Below are 22,170 nucleotides of genomic sequence, written 5' to 3' on the forward strand. Positions count from 1 at the left end.
GGCGAGATTCAGGGCACCGGCGAGATTCAGGGCACCGGCGAGATTCAGGGCACCGGCGAGATTCAGGGCACCGGCGAGATTCAGGGCACCGGCGAGATCACGGCACCGCTGGACGGCCGCGAGTCAGGTGACCGCGAGGACGGCGTCGACGGCCTCGCCCAGGGTGCCGCCCAGCACGGCGATCGACCGTGGCAGTCCCTGGGCGCGGCATTCGGGGCCACCCGCGAGCATGATCAGCCCGGTGCGGCGGCGGCGGATCGCCCGCACGAGAGACGGGATGTCGCATCCGGAGTACGGCAACCACAGGATGATCACGTCCGGCTCGCCGTTGGTCACGGCGGTGAGGAGCGCGGACCGGCACACGGGCAGCGCCGTCCGTGTGTCGACCGAGGCGGTGGCGAGAGCTGCGCCCAATGCCCGGAATTCGAGGCCGGAAGGGTCGGCGGGCCCGGCATCTCGGGTGTCCGCGGGGACGCGCACCAGCAGCACACGGCCACCGCCGCCGATGGGCGCGTCCAGCGTCATCGTAGACAGGATCCCCGCAACGCAATCGGTGAAGACGCGGACACTCGCGGCGGCGGCCTCCGAGTTCCTTCCCTCGTCCGCCCACTCGAGCACGGGAACGACCAGCCTTGTCCACATCGAAACGAATCCCCGCTCGGCGGCGGCCCGCACGACAATTCGCCGGATGGTCACGACATCCCGCGCCAGCAGCGCCCCCGATAAATTCCGGATCGAGGCGTCGGTGTCGCCGAGGCCGGAAAAGGCCGACAAAAGGTTCGACGAGTCTGTTTTCGTTCCGTTCACCGAGTTGTCATGCAGATTTTCCCCGCCCGCTCGGTGGTCCCTTTCTGACGAATATGTAGCCATTGCGTTAATCGCATATCTCGCCGCCTCGGCAGAGTTTGCCCCGCCGTCCAGCGCCTGTTGCATGCACTCGAGTCTTGCGACGTCGAGCGGCGTGTATCTGCGGTGGCTTCCCTGCGGGTGGACGGACGGCCCGATGCCGTACCTGCGGTCCCAGGTGCGGAGCGTCGACGGAGCGACGCCGAGCTTTCTGGCCAGCGCAGATACCGAGATCGTGGGTCCCTCGTCCGGAGATCCGGAGGGGTGTTGGGTTTCAGGCTCCGCGGGCTGGGGCACCCGGACATCGTTGCCCGCGATCCGGGGTCTTTCAACCTGAAACGGAATCATGGAACCGCGGGAATGTAAATATTTTCCAGGTTAACTTTCAGCTCGTGGGATATGTAAATCACCACTGTGAACAACTATTGACGCGATTTCACAACCGACTCTACGGTTAGCGACGTGAATGATTCAGTGGCTTGAACTTGCGTTCGAGCCCACGGTCCGCTCGTCGCCAGAGGCGAGCTTGCAGCTAAGGAGTCCACATGCCTGCACCCAACCACCTTCCCGGCCCGAACGCGGATATCTGGGATTGGCAGATGCACGGACTGTGCCGCGGGGTCGACTCCTCGATGTTCTTCCATCCCGACGGGGAGCGTGGCCGGGCCCGCGCACAACGGGAGACCCGGGCGAAGGAAATGTGCAGACGCTGCCCAGTCCTCGCCCAGTGCCGCAACCACGCTCTGAGCGTGTCCGAGCCGTACGGTATCTGGGGCGGTATGTCCGAGACCGAACGCGAAATGCACGGCCGTCACCGGCGCGGCCGGATCGCGGTCTGACTCCACTACGACACTCACCTAGGAACTCCCCGCTGCGCGGGTTCCGCGCGACACACCGGTCTCCCCGGCCACCCATCCACGGCGACTCGGTCTCCGAATGCCTACCGGCTGGAGGAGATGAGTGGAAATGCACGCTACCGTGGTTCTCGATGAAACGAGAAGAGTGTCGGTGACGAACCACGGGGGCAACTTGTCAGCAGAAGACGTGTGCCCGGCGGACGCGACCGGGGCACGCACGGCCCGGGCCACCGAATCCGCAGAGCTCTCCGACGCCATGGCCCGGGTCGCGAACGGCGACGCCGAGGCGTTCGCCGAGCTGTACGACCGGACGAGCGCCCGGATCCATGGAATGGTGCTGCGCGTGCTCCGCGATCCCGGGTACGCCGAAGAGACGACACAGGAAGTCTTCCTCCAGGCCTGGCGCACCGCGTCGAACTTCGATCCTGCTCGCGGCTCCGCGCTGTCCTGGCTGATGACGCTTGCGCACCGCAGGGCGGTCGACCGGGTGCGATCCGAGCAGGCGGGCACGGACCGCGAGGCCCTCTACGAGAACACCAACGTCGCCGGGCCGTTCGATCACGTCACCGAGGAGGTGACCCGGCGCCTCGAGCATCAGTCGGTGCTCGCCTGCCTCGACTCCCTCACCGACACGCAACGTGAGTCGGTCGCGATGGCGTACTACGACGGTCGCACCTACCGAGAGGTCGCCTCCCAGCTGGGGGTCGCACTGTCGACGGTCAAGACGCGCATCCGTGACGGATTGACGCGGCTGCGCGGCTGCCTGGGGGGTCTGTGACATGAACGACGAACTCGTGGGCATGGCCTACCCGTATGCACTCGACGCGCTCGACGTCACCGAACGCCACGAACTCGACACCGATCTCGCCGCGACCGACGACCGGACCCGGTCCTCGTTCACCGAGGAGGTTCGCCGGATCCACGAAGCGTTCGCGGTGGTGAGTGCGGTCGGCGCCGTCGACCCCCCGCCATACGTTCGGGCACGACTTCTCGCCGAGGTCGGGAAGACCGCGCCAGGACACTCTGCGCCAGAACACTCACCGTCAGGTCCGATCTCTCTCACCGAGCGCCGATCCCGTCGGCATCGCTGGCAGATCGCCGTCGCGGTTGCCGCTGCGGTCGGTGTGCTCGCCGGCGGCACGGTGATCGTCCGGCAGTTCACCGAAGGGCCGTCGCCCACCGTGGCCGAGCAGGTGCTGGACGCCGCGGACATGCATTCGTCGACGAGTGCGATCGCGGCAGGCGGGTCCGCGACCGCCATCTACTCGAAGTCGCAGGACGCCGTCGTGTTCGTGCTGGACGGCGTGACCCCGCCCGCACCGGACACCGTGTACCAGCTGTGGTTGATGCCCGAATCGGGCGATGCGCCTGTGCCGGCCGGAACCCTGTCCCCCTCCGATGTGCTGTCGAACACGCCCGTCGTCCTCGACGACGTCGGATCGATGTCGAAGCTGGCCGTCACCGTCGAGCCACCCGGCGGGTCACCGCAGCCGACGTCGGATCCGTTCGCGGTGCTGCAACTGAGCTGACCGGCGCAGGCCGGATCGAAGAAACCCCCGCGCGGTGATCCGCACGGGGGTTTCTTCGACTGACGGTCGGAATGTCCGACCGGGCGCGACGGCAGAGCCTAGTGGCTGTGCCCGTGACCGGTGTGAGCCTCTTCCTCTTCCGCCGGCTTGTCGACGACGGCGCTCTCGGTGGTGAGGATCATCCGCGCGACCGAGGCCGCGTTGACGACCGCGGAGCGGGTGACCTTCACCGGGTCGACGACACCGTCGGCGAGCAGATCGCCGTAGGTGAGGGTGGCGGCGTTGAAGCCGTGCCCCTTGGGCTGCTCGGCAACCTTGCTGGTCACGACGGACCCGTCGAGGCCGGCGTTGCTGGCGATCCAGAACAACGGCGCCTGCAGGGCTTCGCGCACGACCTTGACGCCCGTGCCTTCGTCACCGGTCAGACCGAGGTTGTCGGTCAGCTCGGTGCTCGCCTGGACGAGGGCGGAACCGCCACCGGGGACGATGCCCTCGGCGACTGCGGCCTTCGCGGCGTTGACGGCGTCCTCGACGCGGAACTTGCGCTCCTTGAGGTCCGTCTCGGTGGCTGCGCCGACCTTGATGACGGCGACGCCACCGGCCAGCTTCGCCAGACGCTCTTCGAGCTTCTCGCGATCCCAGTCGGAGTCGGTGTTCTCGATTTCGCGGCGCAACTGCGCGACGCGGCCCTTGATGTCGTCGTCGGTTCCGGCGCCGTCGACGATGGTGGTCTCGTCCTTGCTGACCACGACGCGACGTGCGCTGCCGAGCAGGTCCAGGCCTGCATCCTTCAGCGTGAGGCCGACGTCGGAGTTGATGACCGTGCCACCGGTGACGACGGCGAGATCGTCGAGGAACGCCTTCCGGCGGTCACCGAAGAACGGCGCCTTGACGGCGACGGCCTTGATGGTCTTTCGGATGGAGTTGACCACGAGCGTCGAGAGAACCTCGCCCTCGACGTCCTCCGCGATGATGAGGAGCGGTTTGCCGCTCTCGGCCACCTTCTCCAGCAGCGGCAGGAAATCGGGCAGGGACGTGATCTTCTCGCGGAACAGCAGCACGAGTGCGTCCTCGTACACAGCCTTCTGTGCGTCGAGGTCCGTCACGAAGTACGGCGACAGGTAGCCCTTGTCGAACTGGACTCCCTCGGTGATCACGAGCTCGGTCGCCAGGGTCGAGGACTCCTCCACCGTGACGACACCGTCGGTGCCGACGCGGGTGAGCGCCTCGCCGACCATCTCGCCGATCTCCTCGTCGCGCGAGGAGACGGTCGCGACCTGGGCGATGGAGTTCTTGCCCTCCACCGGCTTCGCGACGGCGAGCAGTGCCTCGACGACCTTGTCTGCAGCGGCGTTGATGCCGATGCCGAGTGCCATCGGGTTCGCACCCGCGGCAATGTTCTTCAGACCGCCCCGCACGATGGCCTGGGCCAGCACGGTCGCGGTGGTGGTGCCATCGCCTGCGACGTCGTTGGTCTTGGTGGCGACGCTCTTGACGAGTTGCGCGCCGAGGTTCTCGAACGGGTCCTCGAGCTCGATTTCCCGGGCGATGCTGACGCCGTCGTTGGTGACGGTCGGGCCGCCGAAGGCCTTTGCCAGCACTACGTGGCGGCCACGCGGACCCAAGGTCACCTTGACCGCGTCGGCAAGCTTGTCGACTCCACGCTCGAGAGACCGGCGTGCGATCTCGTTGAACTCAATCTGCTTGGACATGTGTTCTGTCTTCTCCTGGATCTCAGGGTTACGCGCGTGAACGCACTCCGCCCCGGGATCCTGTGGGGACTCCGGGGCGGATCACGTATGGCTTACTTGGAGACGACAGCCAGCACGTCGCGTGCCGACAGGATCAGGTACTCCTGGCCGGCGTACTTGATCTCGGTTCCGCCGTACTTGGAGTAGATGACGGTGTCACCCTCCTTGACGTCGACCGGGATGCGGTTGCCCTGCTCGTTGACGCGGCCTTCGCCGACTGCGACGACGGTGCCCTCCTGGGGCTTCTCCTTGGCCGTGTCGGGAATGACCAGGCCGGAGGCAGTCGTCGTCTCAGCCTCGTTGGCCTGGACGAGGATCTTGTCCTCGAGCGGCTTGATGTTGACGCTCGCCACGATGAGCCCTCCACTTTGGGGTATGCGGACCCGGAGATTTCTCCGGACTCCTTGTTTGAGTGTTCCGTTTACGGCACGTCACACAGCCCCGTCGTCGCGGGTGCCGGAGCTCGATCGGCGCCACTTGGCACTCTATACGTGAGAGTGCCAACCCTCAAGGAGAAGGGGGCGGTAGATCGCGCCGAGCCGAAAATCGGCCTGTCTCACGGGTCGTCACCTAAGGTTCCCCTGGTGTCTGACATCAATCGGCGTAAATTCCTGACAATTGCCGGGCTCGGGGCCGTCGGAACAGTGGGGTTCGGTGCACGCCCGTGGGGGTTGCAGTACGCGGGGGCGGCGCCGCTTCCCACGTCCGGGGCGGGGACCACGCTCGAAGCGGTTGCCGTCCCACTCGGAACCTCGGGGTACCGCAGGCTCGGCGCGGGAGCGGGATGGCCGACGATCGTCCGCACCGAACTCGCCGAGGCCCGCAGCGGGCGCGAAGACCGTCGCACCGCCCTCGCCTCCCTCGTCCAGCTCACGGACGTGCACCTGGTCGACGCCCAGTCCCCGATGCGCTTCGAATACGTGCACCCCTTCACCGGTTCCGCATTCCGCCCACACGAGACGCTCACCTCACAGGGTCTCGTCGCGCTGGTCGCACGCGTCAACGCGCTCGCGTCCGGCCCGCACACGCGGCGCCCGTTCGACGCCGTCGTGAGCACCGGCGACAACACCGACAACAAGGAGTTCGCCGAACTCGGTTGGTTCCTCACCGCGCTCAACGGGGGCACCATCGTCCCCAACACGGGTGCCCCGGACCGCTACGAAGGCGTGCAGAATTCGGGTGCGGATCTGTACTGGAACCCCGAATCCTCCGTCCAGGACATGTACAAGAAGGCCGGCTTCCCGGAGATCCCCGGACTGCTCGACGCCGCGATCCGTCCCGTCACGAGCCCCGGCCTGCGCACCCCCTGGTACTGCGTCTTCGGCAATCACGACGACTCGGTGGAAGGCACCGTCCCGAGCGGCATCCCCCCGCTCGAAGCCATGTACACCGGTTCGCTGAAGTTCGAGGTCCCCGGATCACCGGAGCAGGCGAAGGCGGTCGACATCGCCACCAAGTTCGACCCCGGGGCCGTTCCCGGCGCGCTGTCCGCATTCACGACCCCACCGCGAGTCGTCACACCCGACCCCGCGCGGGCGCCGTTCACACCGCGCCAGTTCATCGCCGCGCACCTGGACCCGGCCAACACGGGCCCCGGACCGGCCGGTCACGGTTTCGCGCCCGATGCCGGCGAGACCGGCATCGGCTACTACTCGTTCGACATCACCCCGGGCGTGGTCGGCATCAGCATGGATTCCACCAACCGGGCGGGGTTCGTCGACGGCTCGCTCGGCGCGGCGCAGTTCCAGTGGATCGAGGACACCCTGACGGCAGGGAGCAGCCGCTACTACGACACGGCAGGCCGCCCGGTGTCGCAGGCCCGCAACGACACATGGTTCGTCCTGTTCAGCCACCACACCAGCGGCAGCATGGACAACGTCGTCCCCGACCCCTCGGCGCCGGCCGAGCCCCGGATCCGGGGCTCACGACTGGTGGATCTGCTGCACCGATTCCCGAACGTCCTCGCCTGGGTCAACGGACATACCCACGAGAACCGGATCACCCCGTGGCCCGGAGCGACTCCGGAGCAGTCGTTCTGGGAAATCAACACGGCCTCACACATCGACTTCCCTCAGCACGGCCGGATCGTCGAGGTGGTCGACAACGCCGACGGAACCCTGTCGCTGCTCACGACGCTGTTCGAGGCCGACAGCCCCTACGCCGTCGATCACACCGATCTCTCCCCACTCGGGTTGGCGTCGCTGTACCGGGAATTGTCGTTCAACGACATTCACGCGGACCCCGACCTGCTCGGCGGGACGCCGGACCGGAACGTGGAACTGGTGCTGGTGTCGGGCCGTTAGGTCCGGCGCCTGCGGGCCCACTGGACGGCCGCGACGATCACGCGGATGCCGACGCCGAGCAGGATCAGATTTCCGATCATCTGCACGCTCACTACGGCTCGCGACGGGTCGGTCGTCGCGGCGATGTCGCCGAACCCGACCGTGGAAAAGACGGTGAGCGAGAAGTAGAGAGCCCCCATGCGGGTAAGGGGTTCGGTGAAGTAGCCCGGATCACTCTCGGACATCAGGCAATAGCCGGTCGCGAAGCCGAGCAGGTAGAGCGGCACGATGAGGGCCAGCGCCTCGATCGCCTGGAGGGTGGGTGCCTCGGACCGCATGATCCGCCGGACCTGCCACACTGCGGCCACCACGACCACGGCGATGCCGCCCACCAGGAAGAGCACGGCGGACAGGTCCCCCAACGAGGTCCACGGCGTGGCGAAATACACCACTACGCACAGGACGACGGTGCTCAGCGGGCGCAGAACCGCGCGCACTACAAGCCGTCGGCGCTCACGTCTCGTGAGGGTGCGGAAATCGCTGGCGCGTCGCATGAGATTCCTTTGGACAACTGTGCAGGTGAGGCCGGATATCGAGCGCAATCTTCGTCTTCCACGACCGAAACCCGGGAGCGAAATCCGTTTGTTTTCTGTAACGTTCAGATAACAGTCGCCGATTCAACGGGCAGGAATTCCTCGCTGAACTGGGCGTTCCAACAGAGATGGCAGGTCACGCGTCGAATACGTGAGGGGGTGTGTGATGGGTATGTCGCTGGGCATGTCGACCGGTGCGGCAGGTGTCGGTTCCGCCCTCGTCAGCACGGCCTCCAACGGTGCGCAGAACGTCGAGTTCCGCTACCTCTCCGCAGACCAGGCGCACACCGACCTCGGCGACCTGGTCCGCTCCTCCATCTCGCTGATGACCACCCAGGTTCCCACCTCCCCCACCACTCCTGACGCGTTCGCCGTCGCGTACCGGACGGCAGAGCAGGCACATTCGATCCGCAGCGCCGTCAGCAGGCAGCGGCATCGCGTGCATCTCGTGCCCGAGACCGCCGCCACCCTCACTTACCTTCGGCACACCGGCGAGGTCGCTCAGCACGCCACCGTCGCGATCGTCGACTTCGGCGAGTCCGGGATGTCCGTCGCGGTCGTCGATCAGGTGGACGGCACCGTCCTGCACGCCGACCGCACCAGCCACGTGAGCGGCACCGGAATCGACGACCTCGTCTACCACCACGTCGTCGGCAGTTTCGCCACTCCACATCCCTTGCGGCACCTGGACCGCGATCTGCTCGCGGCGCGGTGCCGTGTCGCGAAGGAGCAGTTGTCCTCGGAGCCGAACGCGCACGTCGACATCGACTTGCCGGGCATCCGCCCGATCGAGATCAGCCGCAGCGAATTCGAGGAGATCGCCGCACCGACGGTCCGGGTCGCGGTCGAGTTCATCCGTGCCACCGTCGCCGACTCCCCGCGTCCTCCTGACGCCTTGGCGCTGGTCGGTGGTGGCGCGACCATTCCGGCGATCGCGTCCGCCGTCGCCGACGCGTTCACCGCCCGGGTCATCGCCGTGCCCGAACCGGACACGGCGACAGCGAAGGGTGCAGCGCTGCTCGCCGTCTCCTCCGCCATCCAGAACTACCCGGCCACCGAATCGAACCGCCCCGGCTCTGCGGCGAAGGTCTCCGGTGCTCTCGTCGGCGCCCTGGTCGTCGGCGGGCTCGTCCTCGGTTACGGCGTGAAGGAACTCGCACCCGCCCCGGATCCCAACGTCTCCCCCGCCGGGACCGACACGTTCCAGACCACCGAGCAGGTCACGACCACCACGACGGATACACCTCCCGCCACGCGGATTCCGTCGTACGACCCCACACCGACACGGGACTACTCCCCCAACCCGGTGGCCCCGCCCGCGTCGGAACCGCAGACGAACCGCACCCCGGAGCACGTGCCCGACTCGACGAGCGCGACCATCACCCCACCCACCACGACACCGCAGCCGACGCCGACCGCTCCGGCGCGGCCGACCCTGCCCGGCACCAATCCGCCGCCGTCGGCATGGCCGCACATCGAGTGGCCCGCCATTCCGCCGCTGTGGCCGCAGGTTCCGGGAGAATCCACCCCGAACGAACCGAGCCCCGGTGCCCCGGCACCCGGCGTTCCCGGAGTGGCGCCGCCGACCGGGACGCCCGCGGCACCGTCGGCACCGGCAGAGCCACCGGCATCCGAGGGGCTCTTCCCGATCGTCCCGGCGCCGGGCACGGTTGCTCCGAGCCCGAACGGGGCGCTGACTCCGCCGGCCACCGAGACCGTCACGATCCCGGTCAGCTGAACACCTGACTGGTCGCCACCGACAGTCCCGGATCGCTCGCCACGGTCAGCAGGGAGGGCGCGGCGCCACCCCCGATCAGGTGCGCGCCGAGCGACGCGATCATCACTCCGTTGTCGGTGCACAAGCGCGGCTTGGGAACCCGCAGCGTCAGGCCGGCCTCGGCGCAGCGTTCCTCGGCGAGCGCGCGGATACGCGAGTTGGCCGTGGCACCCCCGCCGAGGACGAGAGTGTCGACGCCCACGTCACGGGCGGCGCGCACCGCTTTCATCGTCAGCACGTCGGCCACGGCCTCCTGGAAGCTCGCGGCGATGTCCGGCACCGAATACACCTCCCCGGCACGCTCCTTCGATTCGACATATCGCGCCACCGCCGTCTTCAGACCGGAGAACGAGAAGTCGTGCCGCGCATCGCGCGGCCCGGTCATGCCGCGAGGGAACGGAATCGCGTTCCGGTCGCCGTCCTGCGCCGCAGCGTCGAGGGCGGGCCCACCGGGGAAGCCGAGTCCGAGGAGGCGAGCCACCTTGTCGAACGCTTCGCCGGCTGCGTCGTCAACGGTCGTGCCCAGTTCGACGATGGGTTTCGCGAGATCCTCGACGTGCAGGAGGTGCGTGTGCCCACCCGACACGAGCAGCGCCACACACGGCGGCATCGGTCCGTGCTCGAGGGTGTCCACCGAGACGTGACCGCCGAGGTGATTCACGGCGTAGAACGGGACGTCCCAGGCCGCCGCATACGCTTTCGCCGCCGCGACGCCGACGAGCAGCGCACCGGCCAGGCCGGGGCCGATGGTGACGGCAAGCGCGTCCGGCTTGGCGATCCCGGCCACCGCGAGGGCACGCCTCATCGTCGGGACGATGGCCTCGAGATGAGCGCGGGACGCGACCTCCGGCACCACCCCTCCGTAGCGGGCGTGCTGGTCGACGCTGGACGCGACCTCGTCGGCGAGAAGCTCACACGTTCCGTCACCGTTCCACCGGACGATGCCGACTCCGGTCTCGTCACAAGAGCTTTCGATCCCCATGACGATCATTGCACCGGCTCCTCACCCGATCCGGGGCGGCGCATCGTGAACGCGTCCGCACCGCTCGGTTGGTAGTACTTCTTACGGGTTCCCACGATCTCGAATCCTTCACGTTTGTACAGCGCGATCGCCGCATCGTTGTCGGTCCGCACTTCGAGGAACACCGGACCACCGTGGGTGTCGGCGACGCGGAGAAGCTCGTCGAGGAGGGCGCCGCCGATGCCCCGGCGCTGGCACGCCGGGTCCGTTCCGATCGTGTGTATCTCGGATTCCGGATGCGCGCCATCGCCCAGCAGGGCGATTCCGGCGTATCCGACGACGTGTCCCGACTCGTCCCGCGCCACGGTGTAACGCACGTGCGGGGCGGCGAGTTCCGCCCTGAACGCGCTTGCGCTCCAGGGCCCGTCGCCGGCGAAGAGAATGGTTTCGAGCTCCGCGCAGCGTTCGGCATCCGCGGCCGACATCGGTTCGATGCGGAACGTCATTTCTTCCGGTCCGCCAACTCGACGGCGTCCGGGCGCCGCAGGTACAGCGGGACCAGCGCGTCCGGGACGCCGCCACTGAACAGAGCCTCCGCGGCCACCGCGACCAGCCCTGCGGGCGAGGGCGTTTCCACGGGTTCGACGGGCAGATCGAAGAAGTCGACATGCGACGGCGATCCCGCGACCACCTCGGAGGGCATGGGCTCGAGGTCGCGCGGCTTCACCACCGCCGGACCTTCCACCCGCACTCCCGCCGAATACCGCGCCCAGTACACCTCCCGGCGGCGTGCGTCCGTGACGACGAGCAGATTCCGGTCCCCGTCCACCTGGGCGGCGATTGCGTCGAGGCTGCACACGCCGTGCGCCGGAATACCGAGGGCGTCGGCGAAGGCGGCGGCGGTAGCCATCCCCACGCGCAGTCCGGTGAATGGCCCGGGCCCGGCCCCGACCACCACCGCGTCGAGGTCAGCGGCGACGTGACCCGACTCGGTGAGGCATTCGAGGATGTGCGGGGTGAGCACTTCCGCGTGGGCGCGCGGGTTGACCGTCACGCGCACCGCGAGGGTGTGCACCGCCCCCACCGATGCGGAATCGGCCGAAACCCGGACGACTCCGGCGGTCACGGCAGGCGTGGACGTGTCGATGGCGAGAACAAGCACGGTAACTGAGGGTACTCGCACGTCAGAACGGCTCCCGACACCCGACCCGTCAGGAAATCCACTCCCAGTGGGCCGTGCGGACATCCGTCTCCGGTTCGCGGCGCAGGCGCACTCGCAGGTGGCGGTCGACCAGTTGCTCGACGATGCCCTCCCCCCATTCGACGACGACCACCGCTGCGGCCAGGTCGGTGTCGAGGTCGAGCGCGTCGAGCTCGTCCAGGGCGTGCGGGCCGCTGCCACCCAGCCGGTACGCGTCCACGTGCACCATTCCCACCGGTGCACCGCCGCCGGGTCGCGTGCCCGCCCGGTGCTCTCGCGCGATCACGAATGTGGGCGAAGTCACTCGTCCTTGCACGCCGAGGCCTGCCCCGATTCCCTTCGTCAGCGCGGTCTTCCCTGCGCCGAGGGGTCCGTCGAGCACCACCAGATCGCCGGCGACGAGCCCCCGGGCGAGGTCCCGCCCGAACTGCTCCGTGTCCTCCGCCGTCGCCAGCACCACCGTCCCGCTCACACCCAGCTCTCTCTCCTCAGCCGACATCGGACTGCTCCCGCGATTCCCCCGTGTCGAGACCCCGGCGCAGCACCCGGTCGATCGCGTCCGACACCACCGACGGGAACTCGAGTTGCACGAGGTGGCCCGCGCCGCGCACCCGCACCAGTTCGGATTCCGCGAGGTCCGCGGCGAGCTTCCGGGAACTGGAGAACGGGATGATCATGTCGCTGTCGCCGCACACCACGACGGACGGGGTGTCCTCGATCGCCGCGAGTGACGCCGACTCGTCGTGCAATTCGAGCGTCCGCAGGAAGTTCACGACGGTGACCACCGACGTCCGGTCCAGCATCGAATCGGAGAACTTCTGCAGGCGCGGACTCACGTCCGTGCCGTAGGACGCCGCCCGCAGAATGGGGGTGATCAGCGCCCGGGCCGCGCCCCGTGCGAGCTGGACCACATCGGGCGAGGTCCGGACGGCCAACCGGAATCCGTCGATGACCGGGTTCTGCAGGTTTCTGGTCAATCCGGTCTCGCTGAGGCCCGCCGCGGCCGTGGCGATCAGACCCACCGCCGCCACCCGGGACGCCACCAGTTCCGGCCGTTGCCCGGCGAATGCGAGCACCGTCATCCCGCCCATCGAATGCCCCACCAGCACAACCGGTCCGGTCGGAGCCTTTGCCTCGACGATCGTCGCGAGATCGGCGCCCAGCTGCGCGATGGTGCAGCTCTCGGTCGACGGGACACCCGAATCACCGTGCCCGCGTTGGTCGTAGAACACCATCCGCACGTCGTCGCCCCAGCGCTCGGCGAGTTGACGGCGCTGGAAATGCCACGACGTCATGTCCAGGCAATATCCGTGTACGAACACCGCCGTCACCGGGGCGTCGACCGGTCCGACCTCGCGGACAGTGAGCGCGACGCCGTCCTCGGTGACCACGACGCTGCGCCTATCCCGCGACATCAGTGCGAAGTCCTCGTCGTCGTAGATCTCCCGCCCCGGCCGGGTCGCGCTCCGCAGCGCGTTGACCCCGGCCACCGAGCCCAGCGCGAGCGCGCTCAGCAGCCCGCCGACCAGCCCCAAGCGCTTCGACACCCCCATGACCTAGGCGCCTGCCCCGCCGATGTAGCTGCGCACGGTGCGTCCGCGGACTCCGGTCACCACCTCGTAGTGGATGGTGTCGAGTTCGTCGGCCCAGGCCTGCGCGTTGGGCTCGCCGAGGTCGCCGTTGCCGAAGAAGACCGCGGTGTCGCCTTCCTTGACTCCACCGCCGTCCGGCCCGAGATCCACGACCACCTGGTCCATGCAGACACGTCCGATCCCCGGGCGGCGCTCGGCGCCCAACTGGACCTCGAATCGGCCGCTGAGCGAACGGGGCAGCCCGTCGGCGTACCCGAACGGGAGCAGTGCCACCGTCGTGTCGTGGGGGGCCACCCACATGTGCCCGTAGGACACGCCTTCACCCGCCGCCACTTTTTTCACCAGAGCCACCCTCGATCGCAGTGTCATCGCCGGGCGCAGCCCGAACTGACCGAGTTCGGGAACGGGCGACAGACCATATATCGCGATTCCCGGCCGAACCATGTCAAACCGCAGGTCGGGGCGGGTCAGGGTGGCCGCCGAATTGGACAGGTGCACCACTTCGGGAACCAGTCCGTGCCGCTTGGCATCCGCGATCGCGCCTTCGAGTCGTTCGCGCTGGGAATCGATCCACGCATGGTGCGGTTCGTCGGCGTGGGCGAGATGAGAGAACATGCCGCGCAGCCGCACCGCGCCTTCGGCCTGTGCGCGCGCCAGGTCGACGAGGACCTGCGCCAGTTCGTCGGGTGCCACCCCGTTGCGGTTCAGCCCCGTGTCGACCTTGATCGTGACGATCGCCGTCGTGCCGACGCTCCGCGCGGCAGCGACCACCGCGGCGAGGTGGCGGGGCGAGGAGACACCGAGTTCCACGCCGGCCGCGATCGCGGGGGCGAAATCGGCATCGACGGTGTGCAGCCACGCCAGGACAGGCGCCTCGATTCCCGCACGGCGCAGCGTCAGCGCCTCCGACACCGTCGTCACGCCCAGTTCCGACGCTCCCGCTGCGAGCGCCGCCTTGGCGACGGGCACCGCACCGTGGTTGTAGCCGTCCGCCTTCACGACGGCCATCAGCGCTGCGTCCCGGGCACTGTCGCGCAGGATGCGGACGTTGTGCGCGATCGCGTCCAGATCCACCACGGCTTCGGCCTGAGGTGCCGATGTCGACCCGCCGGTCGCCGCGAGTTCGCTGTGGCCGTCCTCGTCCGCCGGTACTGCTTCAGCAAGCGTCATATGGTCGATCCTGCCATTCACGGTGTAGCCGGTGTTTCCTCGGGTGACACCCCCGCACGCAGGACCCTGATCGACTCCCGGAGGTGCGCGAGCAGGGTTCCGGCGGAGATCGGTGCTGTTCCACGCCCGGCGGAGAGGTCTGCGCCCCCACCGCGAGCCGCCAGGTTCGCGGCGAGCGAGTGCGCTCGGGCGCCCACCGCGGCCGCACGGTCCGGGGCGATGCCCGCGGCCATGAGTGAGCCGACGATCCCGGCGAGCACGTCCCCCGCGCCCGCGGTGGCCGACCACGATCCGCCCGCCTCGTTGACCAGAGCCCGTCCACCGGGTTCCGCGATCACCGTGGCCCGTCCCTTGAGCAGCACGTGGACGTTCCAGTAGGCAGCGAGAGCCCGCGCCGACGCGACCCGGTCCGGACCGGGATCCTTCCCCGTCAGCCGGGCGAATTCACCAGCGTGCGGTGTCAGCAGCGTCGCCGCGGTCCGCGATCGCACCAGGTCGGGGTCCTCGGCAAGGAGGGTGAGACCGTCCGCGTCGATCAGAACCGGTACATCGGACTCGAGGACCGTCCGCAGCGTGCGTCGGGCGTCGTCATCGGTGCCCATGCCCGGCCCGACCACCCAGGACTGGACGCGTCCGGCCTTCGCGAAGTCGGGAGTCGCGATCACCTCCGGCGAGTGCGCGAGCACCTCCTTCGTGCACGGCCCGGCGTACCGGACCAGCCCCGACGTCGCCGTGACAGCTGCGCCGGTGCACAGGACGCCCGCTCCGGGATAGCCGTCGCTGCCGGCGACCACCCCCACCACCCCCTGCGAGTACTTGTCGTCGCCCGGTCCCGGCACCGGCCACGCGGCACCCACGTCGGCGGCGTCGAGTGCGGTGATCCCGGCGACGCCGAGCGACAGTCCGATGTCCACCAACTCCACTCGGCCGCAGTGCGCCGCCCGGAGCGCGTGGACGGGCTTGAGGGCGCCGAACGCGACGGTGACAGCGGCCCGCACGGCCGGTCCCTCGACCGCCCCGGTGTCCGGATCCACACCGCTCGGCAGATCGGCCGACACGATCGGCGCGTCGATTCGGTCGACGACGGCCGCAGCGTCGGGACGCAGCGGTCCCCGGCCGGAGATTCCCACGATCCCGTCGATCACCAGGTCGGGCAGGCCCGGGCCGTCGGAGGGAGTGGCCGTCCGGCCACCGGCCGCGGTGAACGCCGCCAGCCCCGACTCGTGAGTCTTCTCCGGTTTCAACAGCACCGCGGTAGCCGCGACACCTCGTCTGCGTAGCATCGACGCCGCCCACAGCGCGTCCCCACCGTTGTCCCCGGACCCCACCAGCACCCTGATCGCGCGGCCTGCGACGCCCCCGGTCCGCGCCCGCAGTTCCGCCGCCACCACAGTGGCCAGTCCGTGTGCGGCGCGCCGCATCAGTGCCCCGTCGGGAAGGGACGCCAGCAGCGGCGTCTCGGCGGCTCGAACCTCGTCAGCGGTGTAGTAGCCCCGCATGGGAACTCCTCGTCGTGCCAGCGTCACGGCTGGCCGCTGTGCAGTGAAGGGTCGGTACGGGGTCAGACTACGCTCGACCTCATGCGAGGACGTGGAAGGTCGTGGATCGCCGGAGTGGCTCTCGCCGCATGTATTTCGATGACGGGGGTCGTGTCCGGCTGCAGTTCCCCGGATGCGGCGGCACCGGAGGCGCCGGCCGGGCCCGTCGTGCAGGTCGCGAACATGGCCTACGCGCCCGCGACGCTCACCGTCAAGGCCGGAGACACCGTCACCTGGAATTTCGACGACCGCGGTGTCACCCACGACGTGGTCGGTGTCGGCGCCGCGAAGAGCGTCCTGCGGAGCCGGCTGATGCAGACCGGCACGTTCACCTACACATTCACCGAACCGGGAACCTACGACTACACGTGCTCGCTGCACCCGGACATGACGGGCACCGTCATCGTGACCCCGTAGGGGCGCGGCTCGTGCCGCGCCCCCGATCGGTGCTATTCGACGGTGACGGACTTCGCGAGGTTGCGCGGCTTGTCGACGTCGTAGCCGCGGGTCTGCGCGACCTCCGCCGCGAAGACCTGCAACGGCACCGTCGACAGCAAAGGCTGCAGCAGCGTCGGCGCCGCCGGGATCTCGATCAGATGGTCGGCGAACGGGCGCACGGCCTCGTCCCCCTCCTCCGCGATCACGACGGTCCGCGCGCCGCGGGCCTGGATCTCCCGGATGTTGCTCAGCAGCTTCGAGTGCAGCACCGCGCGCCCCTTCGGGGACGGCATCACGACGATCACCGGCAGCCCGTCCTCGATCAACGCGATCGGACCGTGCTTGAGCTCGCCCGCCGCGAAACCCTCGGCGTGCATGTACGCCAGCTCCTTGAGCTTGAGCGCACCCTCGAGCGCCACGGGGTAGCCCACGTGCCTGCCCAGGAACAGCACCGTCGACGACGACGCCAGCTCCCGCGCCAGCGCCCGCACGGGCTCGACCGTTTCGAGGACGCGGCTCACCAGATCGGGCATCGCCTCGAGGTCTGCGTACTCGCGGGCGACCTCGTCCGGGTACTTGGTGCCGCGCGCCTGGGCCAGCGCCAGGCCGACCAGGTAGTTCGCCGTGACCTGCGCGAGGAACGCCTTGGTCGACGCGACACCGATCTCCGGACCTGCCCGGGTGTAGAGGACGGCGTCGGCCTCGCGCGGAATCTGGGCGCCGTTCGTGTTGCACACCGCCAGCACCCGGGCCTTCTGGTCCTTGGCGTGCCGCACAGCCTCGAGGGTGTCCGCCGTCTCACCGGACTGCGAAATGGCCACGACCAGCGTCGACCGGTCGAGCACCGGATCGCGGTAGCGGAATTCGCTGGCGAGCTCGACCTCGACGGGCAGACGAGTCCAGTGCTCGATGGCGTACTTCGCGAGCAGACCCGAGTGGTACGCGCTGCCGCAGGCGACGACGAAGACCTTGTCGACGTCGCGCAATTCCTGATCCGACAGTCGCTGCTCGTCGAGAACGATCTTCCCGTCCGCGAAGTGACCCAGAAGGGTGTCCGCGACCGCGGCCGGCTGCTCCTCGATCTCCTTGAGCATGAAGTAGTCGTGACCGCCCTTCTCGGCGGCGGCGAGGTCCCAGTCGATGCGGAACGGGCGGCCCTGCGCCTCGGATCCGTCGAAGTTCAGAATCGAGTAGCCGTCCGCGGTGATCACGACCACCTGGTCCTGACCGAGCTCGACTGCGTCACGGGTGTGCTCGATGAACGCCGCGACGTCGGAACCGAGAAACGTCTCGCCCTCGCCGACACCGATGACGAGCGGCGTCGAGCGACGCGCCGCGACGATGGTGTCCGGGTGATCCGAGTGCGTGAAGACGAGCGTGAACGCTCCCTCGAGCCTGCGCAGCACGCTCAGCGCGCTCGCGACGAAGTCGCCCGCGGTCTCCCCCGACGCATAGGCACGGGCGACGAGATGCACCGCCACCTCGGTGTCGGTGTCGCTGGCGAAGTCGACACCGTCGTGCTCGAGTTCGGCCCGCAGCGGGGCGAAGTTCTCGATGATGCCGTTGTGGACGACGGCGACGGTGTTGCCCGCATCACGGTGCGGGTGCGCGTTACGGTCGGTCGGACGACCGTGCGTGGCCCACCGCGTGTGCCCGATCCCGGTGCTCCCGGTGAAATGCTCGGCCCCGACCTCGTCCAATTCGGCCTCGAGGTTCGCGAGACGACCCGCCTTCCGCTCCACCGCCATGCCGCCGCGCCCGTCGAGCACGGCGATCCCGGCAGAGTCGTATCCGCGGTATTCCATCCGCCGCAAAGCCTCCACCACAACAGTCAGAGCCTGCCGGTGGCCGACGTATCCCACGATTCCGCACATGGTTCATCAGGGTACTTGGACCGGGCGACGCCGCGAAGTCGGAGTGCGGGCCGCATCGGCTCTCTCGCGTGCCCGCGAATCGGATAACGTTCTCCCCGTGGCGCCGAAACCGAAGACCCTGGCCCGTGAACTGTCCAAGCGAGGACCGCACCGCGTGCTGCGGGGTGATCTCGCCCTCGCCGGGCAACCGGGAGTCGTATACACGCCCGAATCAGGCTTCAACCTGCCCGCTGTCGCTTTCGCACACGGGTGGATGGCGGGTGCCGACCACTATCGGAAGACCCTCGAGCACCTCGCGTCGTGGGGAATCGTCGTGGCCGCACCCAACAGCGAGCGTGGTCCCGTGCCCTCCCACCTCGGGCTCGCCACCGATCTGCGCGCAACGCTCGACATCTGTGTGGGTGTGCGTCTCGGTCCCGGTCAGATCAGCGTGCAGCCCGACCGCGTGGCCTTCGCCGGCCACGGGATGGGTGCGGGAGTGGCTGTGCTCGCGGCCGCGCAGCAGGACGTGTCGGCCGTCGCCGCCCTGTTCCCCGCGCCGACAGCGCCGAAGGCCGAAAAGTATGCGTCGAAGATCACAGCGCCGGGGCTCATCGTCGCGGGCGCCGACATCGACACCATGAACAGCACTGCCAAGCCGCTGGCCGAGGCATGGGGCGGGGAACACGTCCTGCGCGCCGTCAAGGGGGCCTCCGAGTCCGGGCTCACCGAGGGGCGCAGGCTCCTGGGCGCACTCGGCATCGGAGGTTCCGAGCGGAAGACTCAGCAGGTCACGCGTGCGTTGCTCACCGGCTTCCTGCTCCATCACCTCACCGAGGACAAGAAGTACGCGGTGTTCGCGCAGGCCGATGCCGAACTCCCGCACACCACACTGGTCGATCCGCACGAGGAGCACACTCATGCCGGTTCCGAGGGCCTCCTGCCCCACATCTGAGGGTCCGGGTCACACCAGCCAGCTGCGGGGCCGGTAGAACTCGTCGTCGTCCTCGACGACTCCCCGGCGGGGAGCCTCCGGCGTCGCCGGTTGGACGGACGGCCCCGGACCGCGTCCGGCCCTCGCCGCCTCGTCCCGTGCCCGACGTTCGTCGAGCCGCTCCCGGAACATCTCCAGGTCCGCTCTCATCTGCGCCCGTTGCGCACGCAACTGTGCGGCTCGATTGCTCACAGCGGACCGGCCTCGGCCAGCTCCGCACCGCTGTCGAATCCGTCGCCGGGCGTTGGTGCGGGTTCGGGTGCCGGCCGCGACTCACGCAGCGGCTGGGGTTCGGCGGCCGGTTCGGGAGCAGCCTCCTGCTGGGCAGCGGCCGCCGGTGGCGGTGGGGGGCCTACCGGTGTTTCGTCGCCCGGCAGCGGCGCCTCCGCCTGTTCCGACACCACGTTCCCGACGCCACGATCGGCCACCGGACCGTCCTGTCCGGGTGGCATGTCCGGCGCGTTCCCCTCTGCGGGGGCCGGTGATTCGGGAGCCGGTGATTCGGGAGCCGGCTCGGCGGACGCGGCGCCGATGGAGTCTTCTTCGACGACAGGCGTTTCGCCGACGATCCGCGGCAGGCCGTCCGGGCCGATCTCGACCCCGAACCTCGCCGTCCCGCCCGCACCATCGCTCATCTCGAGGTGAAGTCCTTGACCGTCCACCTCGAGGGCGAGCGTCCAGGACTTCCCGTCGAGGTTCATTCGGAGGCTCTCGGCGGGTGTCCCGTCGTGTGCCGACTTGCCGAGGTGCTCACCGGGATCGTCGACGTTCCCGGTGAGGTCCTCGTCGTGTCGTTCCTCGTCCCGGTGAGTGAGCGTCGTCAGGGTGTCCTCGATCAACGGGCGAATGATCCCACCGAGATCTGCCAGGCCGCCCGCGAGCGTCTGCCGGACGAGATCGCCCGGGGCCGGCACGGAACCGAATCCCGGGAGACCGCCCGGGGCTGCGAGGGGTGCAGGCGTGGGGGCCGGGGCCGGAAGAGCCGCGGCCGGCGCCGCCGGCACCGGAGCAGTCGGCGCCGCCACGGCGGGTGCGGTCGCCGGCGGGGGTGAGGTCGCCGGCGAGGGTGCGGTCACCGGCGAGGGTGCGGTCACCGGCGAGGGTGCGGTCACCGGCGAGGGTGCGGTCACCGGCGAGGGTGCGGTCACCGGCTGGGGTGCCGCGGCCATGGGTCCGGTGGCCGCATTCTCGGCACCTGATGGCGTTGCGACCGGCGTCGCCGCCAGTGGTAGCGCGCTGAACGGGACAGTGACGGGATCGGGTGCCGACGCGGCGACGGTGGCGGTCTCGGTGTTCGGTACCGCAGGCTCGGCCGGGTCCGGCGCCGGATCCGACGTGTCCTGCGGGCGAAAGCCCGGCTGCACCACGATCGACCGTGCCTCGGCGATCACGGTGTCGTAGGCGGTGTTCACGGCCTCCGTGCAGTCCGCGCACGCGGCCGCGAATTCCTGCTGCTTCTCCTCGTACACATGCCGGAAGTTCGCGTCGAACCAGTCCTTGGTGATCCCGGCGGCGCGCCGTACCACGTCGTCGCGGTCGAGCAGGCGGAGCGCGCCACCGCCCCCGTCCTTGTACAGACCATTGACGTGCCGGTAGTCGTCATCGGCGAGTTCGGGGAACCAGTAGGACGCATCTTCCATGGCATCCTTCGCGATCGAGTGTTCGCCGTCCTTACCGTCTGCGTAGATGTGGGCGAGCACGTCGATCTGCGCTGCGCTGTACCCACCGACAGTCGACTGGTGCAGCGACACCACCTTGTACGCCTTGTTGGTCACCGCCGCGCTCAGTGTCAGGTTCGCCTCGAACATCACCTCGGCGAGTCCGTGGATCCGACCGACGGTGGCAGCTGCGTGAGCATTCTGCCGATCCGCTGCATCGACGGCTGCGGCAGCGGCGATTCCGCGCCATCCGCCGCGCACCGCGACCGCGCACTTCTCCTGCTCGTCGAGTTCGGTTCGGGCGGCATCGACACTGCGACCGAGGGTGTCGACGTCGCGGCCGAGGGACTTCAGTTGCATACCCCGTTCGGCGTCGAACCTGGCGTAGTAGTCCGCGAGTTCGCGGGTCTCGTACCCCAGCCTCCTCGCGGCGGGAAGAAACAGCTCGAAGAATTCGAGTCCCCGCGCGCCCAGGTCGAGCATGTCATCGGGAGTGTTGAGGGAGTCGGGGCGCAAATGCTCCCCCAGCGCGATCCGGGACGCGTTCGCGGTCTGCGCGTCGCTGCCGTCCTGAAGCAGCGCGGCGTACCGCTGGTCGGCGGACGGAGTGCGATCGCGCCTGTCGAGACCGTACTCGTCGAAGTAGGGCTGCCACGAGTGTGCGTCTTCCTCACGCGAGGCGGCCCACGCCTGGAGCAACTGCTCCTTGAACTCGGGGGTGAGATTCGGATCGTCGATCAGCGCTCTCGGGTCCGTAGTCACCACTGCACCCCGGTCAAAGAGGCGGCGACGTCCGCGTCTGTTCCCGAGTAACGCGCGGCGGCGGCCTGATAGGCGTGACCGAACGACTCCGAATCAACGGCCCACTGTTCGAAGCACACCCCGGCGACGCCGAGCGCGTCACGAAGCGCGTCACCTTTCGCGGCGTAGTCGCGACCGGCCTGCGCCCCGCCGAATTCCATCCGAGCAGCTTCCGTGGCCTGCTGTCGCAGGACCTCCGCCGACCGCAGCATCCTCGCGCCCGCATCCGTCACCAGGGCGACGTCCACCTCGACTGCATCGCTCATTGCCCACCCTCTCTTCGCGACCTACCCCATTAGACGCGACAGCGCACCGATCGGTTCCCTCGG

The 22,170-nt window shown here is 68.9% G+C and carries 22 protein-coding genes and 1 pseudogene; 7 read left to right on the forward strand and 16 right to left on the reverse strand.

The genetic code is table 11. The features are described 5' to 3' along the window. Positions 1-123: 123 nt before the first annotated feature. A complete protein-coding gene (locus tag H0B43_RS05745) occupies positions 124-807 on the reverse strand; it encodes a transcriptional regulator (protein WP_312034039.1) in 684 nt (227 codons plus the stop codon). 87 nt (positions 808-894) lie between these two features. Then, a pseudogene (locus tag H0B43_RS41325) lies at positions 895-1,194 on the reverse strand (MerR family transcriptional regulator); the annotation flags it as partial. 197 nt (positions 1,195-1,391) lie between these two features. Between H0B43_RS41325 and H0B43_RS05750 the strand changes: the two are divergent. The 3 genes from H0B43_RS05750 to H0B43_RS05760 all read left to right on the forward strand — a co-directional run bounded on the left by H0B43_RS05750 (position 1,392) and on the right by H0B43_RS05760 (position 3,232). Next, on the forward strand, positions 1,392-1,685 hold the full coding sequence (locus H0B43_RS05750; protein WP_185728914.1) for a WhiB family transcriptional regulator: 294 nt from the start codon (positions 1,392-1,394) through the stop codon (positions 1,683-1,685). A 127-nt stretch (positions 1,686-1,812) separates the two neighbouring features. Continuing rightward, the gene (locus H0B43_RS05755; protein WP_213015550.1) at positions 1,813-2,481 is read left to right on the forward strand and encodes a sigma-70 family RNA polymerase sigma factor; all 669 of its coding nucleotides are present in this window, start codon (positions 1,813-1,815) and stop codon (positions 2,479-2,481) included. A 1-nt stretch (position 2,482) separates the two neighbouring features. Beyond that, positions 2,483-3,232, forward strand: a complete 750-nt coding sequence (locus tag H0B43_RS05760) for an anti-sigma factor domain-containing protein (RefSeq protein ID WP_185728913.1) — start codon at positions 2,483-2,485, stop codon at positions 3,230-3,232. 98 nt (positions 3,233-3,330) lie between these two features. On the opposite strand, the gene groL is transcribed toward H0B43_RS05760, so the two are convergent. Continuing rightward, on the reverse strand, positions 3,331-4,944 hold the full coding sequence (gene groL, locus H0B43_RS05765; protein ID WP_185728912.1) for a chaperonin GroEL: 1,614 nt from the start codon (positions 4,942-4,944) through the stop codon (positions 3,331-3,333). Positions 4,945-5,036: 92 nt separating this feature from the next. Then, complete coding sequence (gene groES, locus H0B43_RS05770) at positions 5,037-5,336, reverse strand: co-chaperone GroES (RefSeq protein WP_003940763.1); 300 nt, start codon at positions 5,334-5,336, stop codon at positions 5,037-5,039. 231 nt (positions 5,337-5,567) lie between these two features. Between groES and H0B43_RS05775 the strand changes: the two genes are divergently transcribed. Beyond that, complete coding sequence (locus H0B43_RS05775) at positions 5,568-7,286, forward strand: TIGR03767 family metallophosphoesterase (RefSeq protein ID WP_185728911.1); 1,719 nt, start codon at positions 5,568-5,570, stop codon at positions 7,284-7,286. Here H0B43_RS05775 and H0B43_RS05780 read toward each other — a convergent pair. Beyond that, entirely contained in the window at positions 7,283-7,819 is a 537-nt protein-coding gene (locus H0B43_RS05780; protein WP_185728910.1) for a potassium channel family protein, read from the reverse strand. The genes H0B43_RS05775 and H0B43_RS05780 overlap by 4 nt on opposite strands. Before the next feature lie 205 nt (positions 7,820-8,024). On the opposite strand from H0B43_RS05780, the gene H0B43_RS05785 reads away from it, so the two are divergent. Further along, positions 8,025-9,596, forward strand: coding sequence for an Hsp70 family protein (locus H0B43_RS05785; protein WP_185728909.1), 1,572 nt, complete (start codon positions 8,025-8,027; stop codon positions 9,594-9,596). On the opposite strand, the gene tsaD is transcribed toward H0B43_RS05785, so the two are convergent. The 7 genes from tsaD to H0B43_RS05820 are packed head-to-tail and all read right to left on the reverse strand — an operon-like array spanning position 9,589 to position 16,058. Beyond that, entirely contained in the window at positions 9,589-10,626 is a 1,038-nt protein-coding gene (gene tsaD / locus H0B43_RS05790) for a tRNA (adenosine(37)-N6)-threonylcarbamoyltransferase complex transferase subunit TsaD (RefSeq protein WP_185728908.1), read from the reverse strand. The genes H0B43_RS05785 and tsaD overlap by 8 nt on opposite strands. Then, complete coding sequence (gene rimI / locus H0B43_RS05795) at positions 10,623-11,102, reverse strand: ribosomal protein S18-alanine N-acetyltransferase (RefSeq protein ID WP_185728907.1); 480 nt, start codon at positions 11,100-11,102, stop codon at positions 10,623-10,625. The genes tsaD and rimI overlap by 4 nt, the downstream gene beginning before the upstream one ends. Continuing rightward, positions 11,099-11,758 carry a tRNA (adenosine(37)-N6)-threonylcarbamoyltransferase complex dimerization subunit type 1 TsaB gene (gene tsaB, locus H0B43_RS05800; RefSeq protein ID WP_185728906.1) on the reverse strand — a complete coding sequence of 220 codons (660 nt, stop codon included), beginning with the start codon at positions 11,756-11,758 and terminating at the stop codon, positions 11,099-11,101. The genes rimI and tsaB overlap by 4 nt, the downstream gene beginning before the upstream one ends. 49 nt (positions 11,759-11,807) lie before the next feature. After that, positions 11,808-12,296 carry a tRNA (adenosine(37)-N6)-threonylcarbamoyltransferase complex ATPase subunit type 1 TsaE gene (tsaE, locus tag H0B43_RS05805; RefSeq protein ID WP_185728905.1) on the reverse strand — a complete coding sequence of 163 codons (489 nt, stop codon included), beginning with the start codon at positions 12,294-12,296 and terminating at the stop codon, positions 11,808-11,810. After that, complete coding sequence (locus tag H0B43_RS05810; protein ID WP_185728904.1) at positions 12,286-13,350, reverse strand: alpha/beta fold hydrolase; 1,065 nt, start codon at positions 13,348-13,350, stop codon at positions 12,286-12,288. Before H0B43_RS05810 ends, tsaE begins: the two co-directional genes overlap by 11 nt. Positions 13,351-13,353: 3 nt before the next feature. Then, on the reverse strand, positions 13,354-14,559 hold the full coding sequence (alr, locus tag H0B43_RS05815; protein ID WP_185728903.1) for an alanine racemase: 1,206 nt from the start codon (positions 14,557-14,559) through the stop codon (positions 13,354-13,356). 17 nt (positions 14,560-14,576) lie between these two features. After that, positions 14,577-16,058 (reverse strand): NAD(P)H-hydrate dehydratase, encoded by a 1,482-nt coding sequence (locus H0B43_RS05820; RefSeq protein WP_185728902.1) that lies wholly within the window; start codon positions 16,056-16,058, stop codon positions 14,577-14,579. A gap of 81 nt (positions 16,059-16,139) precedes the next feature. Between H0B43_RS05820 and H0B43_RS05825 the strand changes: the two genes are divergently transcribed. Beyond that, the gene (locus tag H0B43_RS05825; protein ID WP_185728901.1) at positions 16,140-16,514 is read left to right on the forward strand and encodes a cupredoxin domain-containing protein; all 375 of its coding nucleotides are present in this window, start codon (positions 16,140-16,142) and stop codon (positions 16,512-16,514) included. A gap of 32 nt (positions 16,515-16,546) precedes the next feature. Here the strand turns inward: H0B43_RS05825 and glmS are convergent, their stop codons facing one another. Further along, positions 16,547-18,409 carry a glutamine--fructose-6-phosphate transaminase (isomerizing) gene (glmS, locus tag H0B43_RS05830; RefSeq protein ID WP_185728900.1) on the reverse strand — a complete coding sequence of 621 codons (1,863 nt, stop codon included), beginning with the start codon at positions 18,407-18,409 and terminating at the stop codon, positions 16,547-16,549. 97 nt (positions 18,410-18,506) lie between these two features. On the opposite strand from glmS, the gene H0B43_RS05835 reads away from it, so the two are divergent. Beyond that, positions 18,507-19,343 (forward strand): dienelactone hydrolase family protein, encoded by an 837-nt coding sequence (locus H0B43_RS05835; protein ID WP_185728899.1) that lies wholly within the window; start codon positions 18,507-18,509, stop codon positions 19,341-19,343. A 9-nt stretch (positions 19,344-19,352) separates the two neighbouring features. On the opposite strand, the gene H0B43_RS05840 is transcribed toward H0B43_RS05835, so the two are convergent. Genes H0B43_RS05840 through H0B43_RS05850 form a run of 3 tightly spaced genes read right to left on the reverse strand, consistent with a single transcriptional unit; the run spans position 19,353 to position 22,107 of the window. After that, entirely contained in the window at positions 19,353-19,574 is a 222-nt protein-coding gene (locus H0B43_RS05840) for a hypothetical protein (RefSeq protein WP_312037612.1), read from the reverse strand. After that, positions 19,571-21,802: a hypothetical protein gene (locus H0B43_RS05845; RefSeq protein WP_312033909.1), complete on the reverse strand. Its 2,232-nt coding sequence runs from the start codon at positions 21,800-21,802 to the stop codon at positions 19,571-19,573. Before H0B43_RS05845 ends, H0B43_RS05840 begins: the two co-directional genes overlap by 4 nt. Next, a complete protein-coding gene (locus H0B43_RS05850) occupies positions 21,799-22,107 on the reverse strand; it encodes a hypothetical protein (RefSeq protein WP_185728896.1) in 309 nt (102 codons plus the stop codon). The genes H0B43_RS05845 and H0B43_RS05850 overlap by 4 nt, the downstream gene beginning before the upstream one ends. Positions 22,108-22,170 lie beyond the last annotated feature (63 nt).

This window comes from Rhodococcus sp. 4CII (genome assembly GCF_014256275.1).
GTDB lineage: Bacteria > Actinomycetota > Actinomycetes > Mycobacteriales > Mycobacteriaceae > Rhodococcus_F > Rhodococcus_F wratislaviensis_A.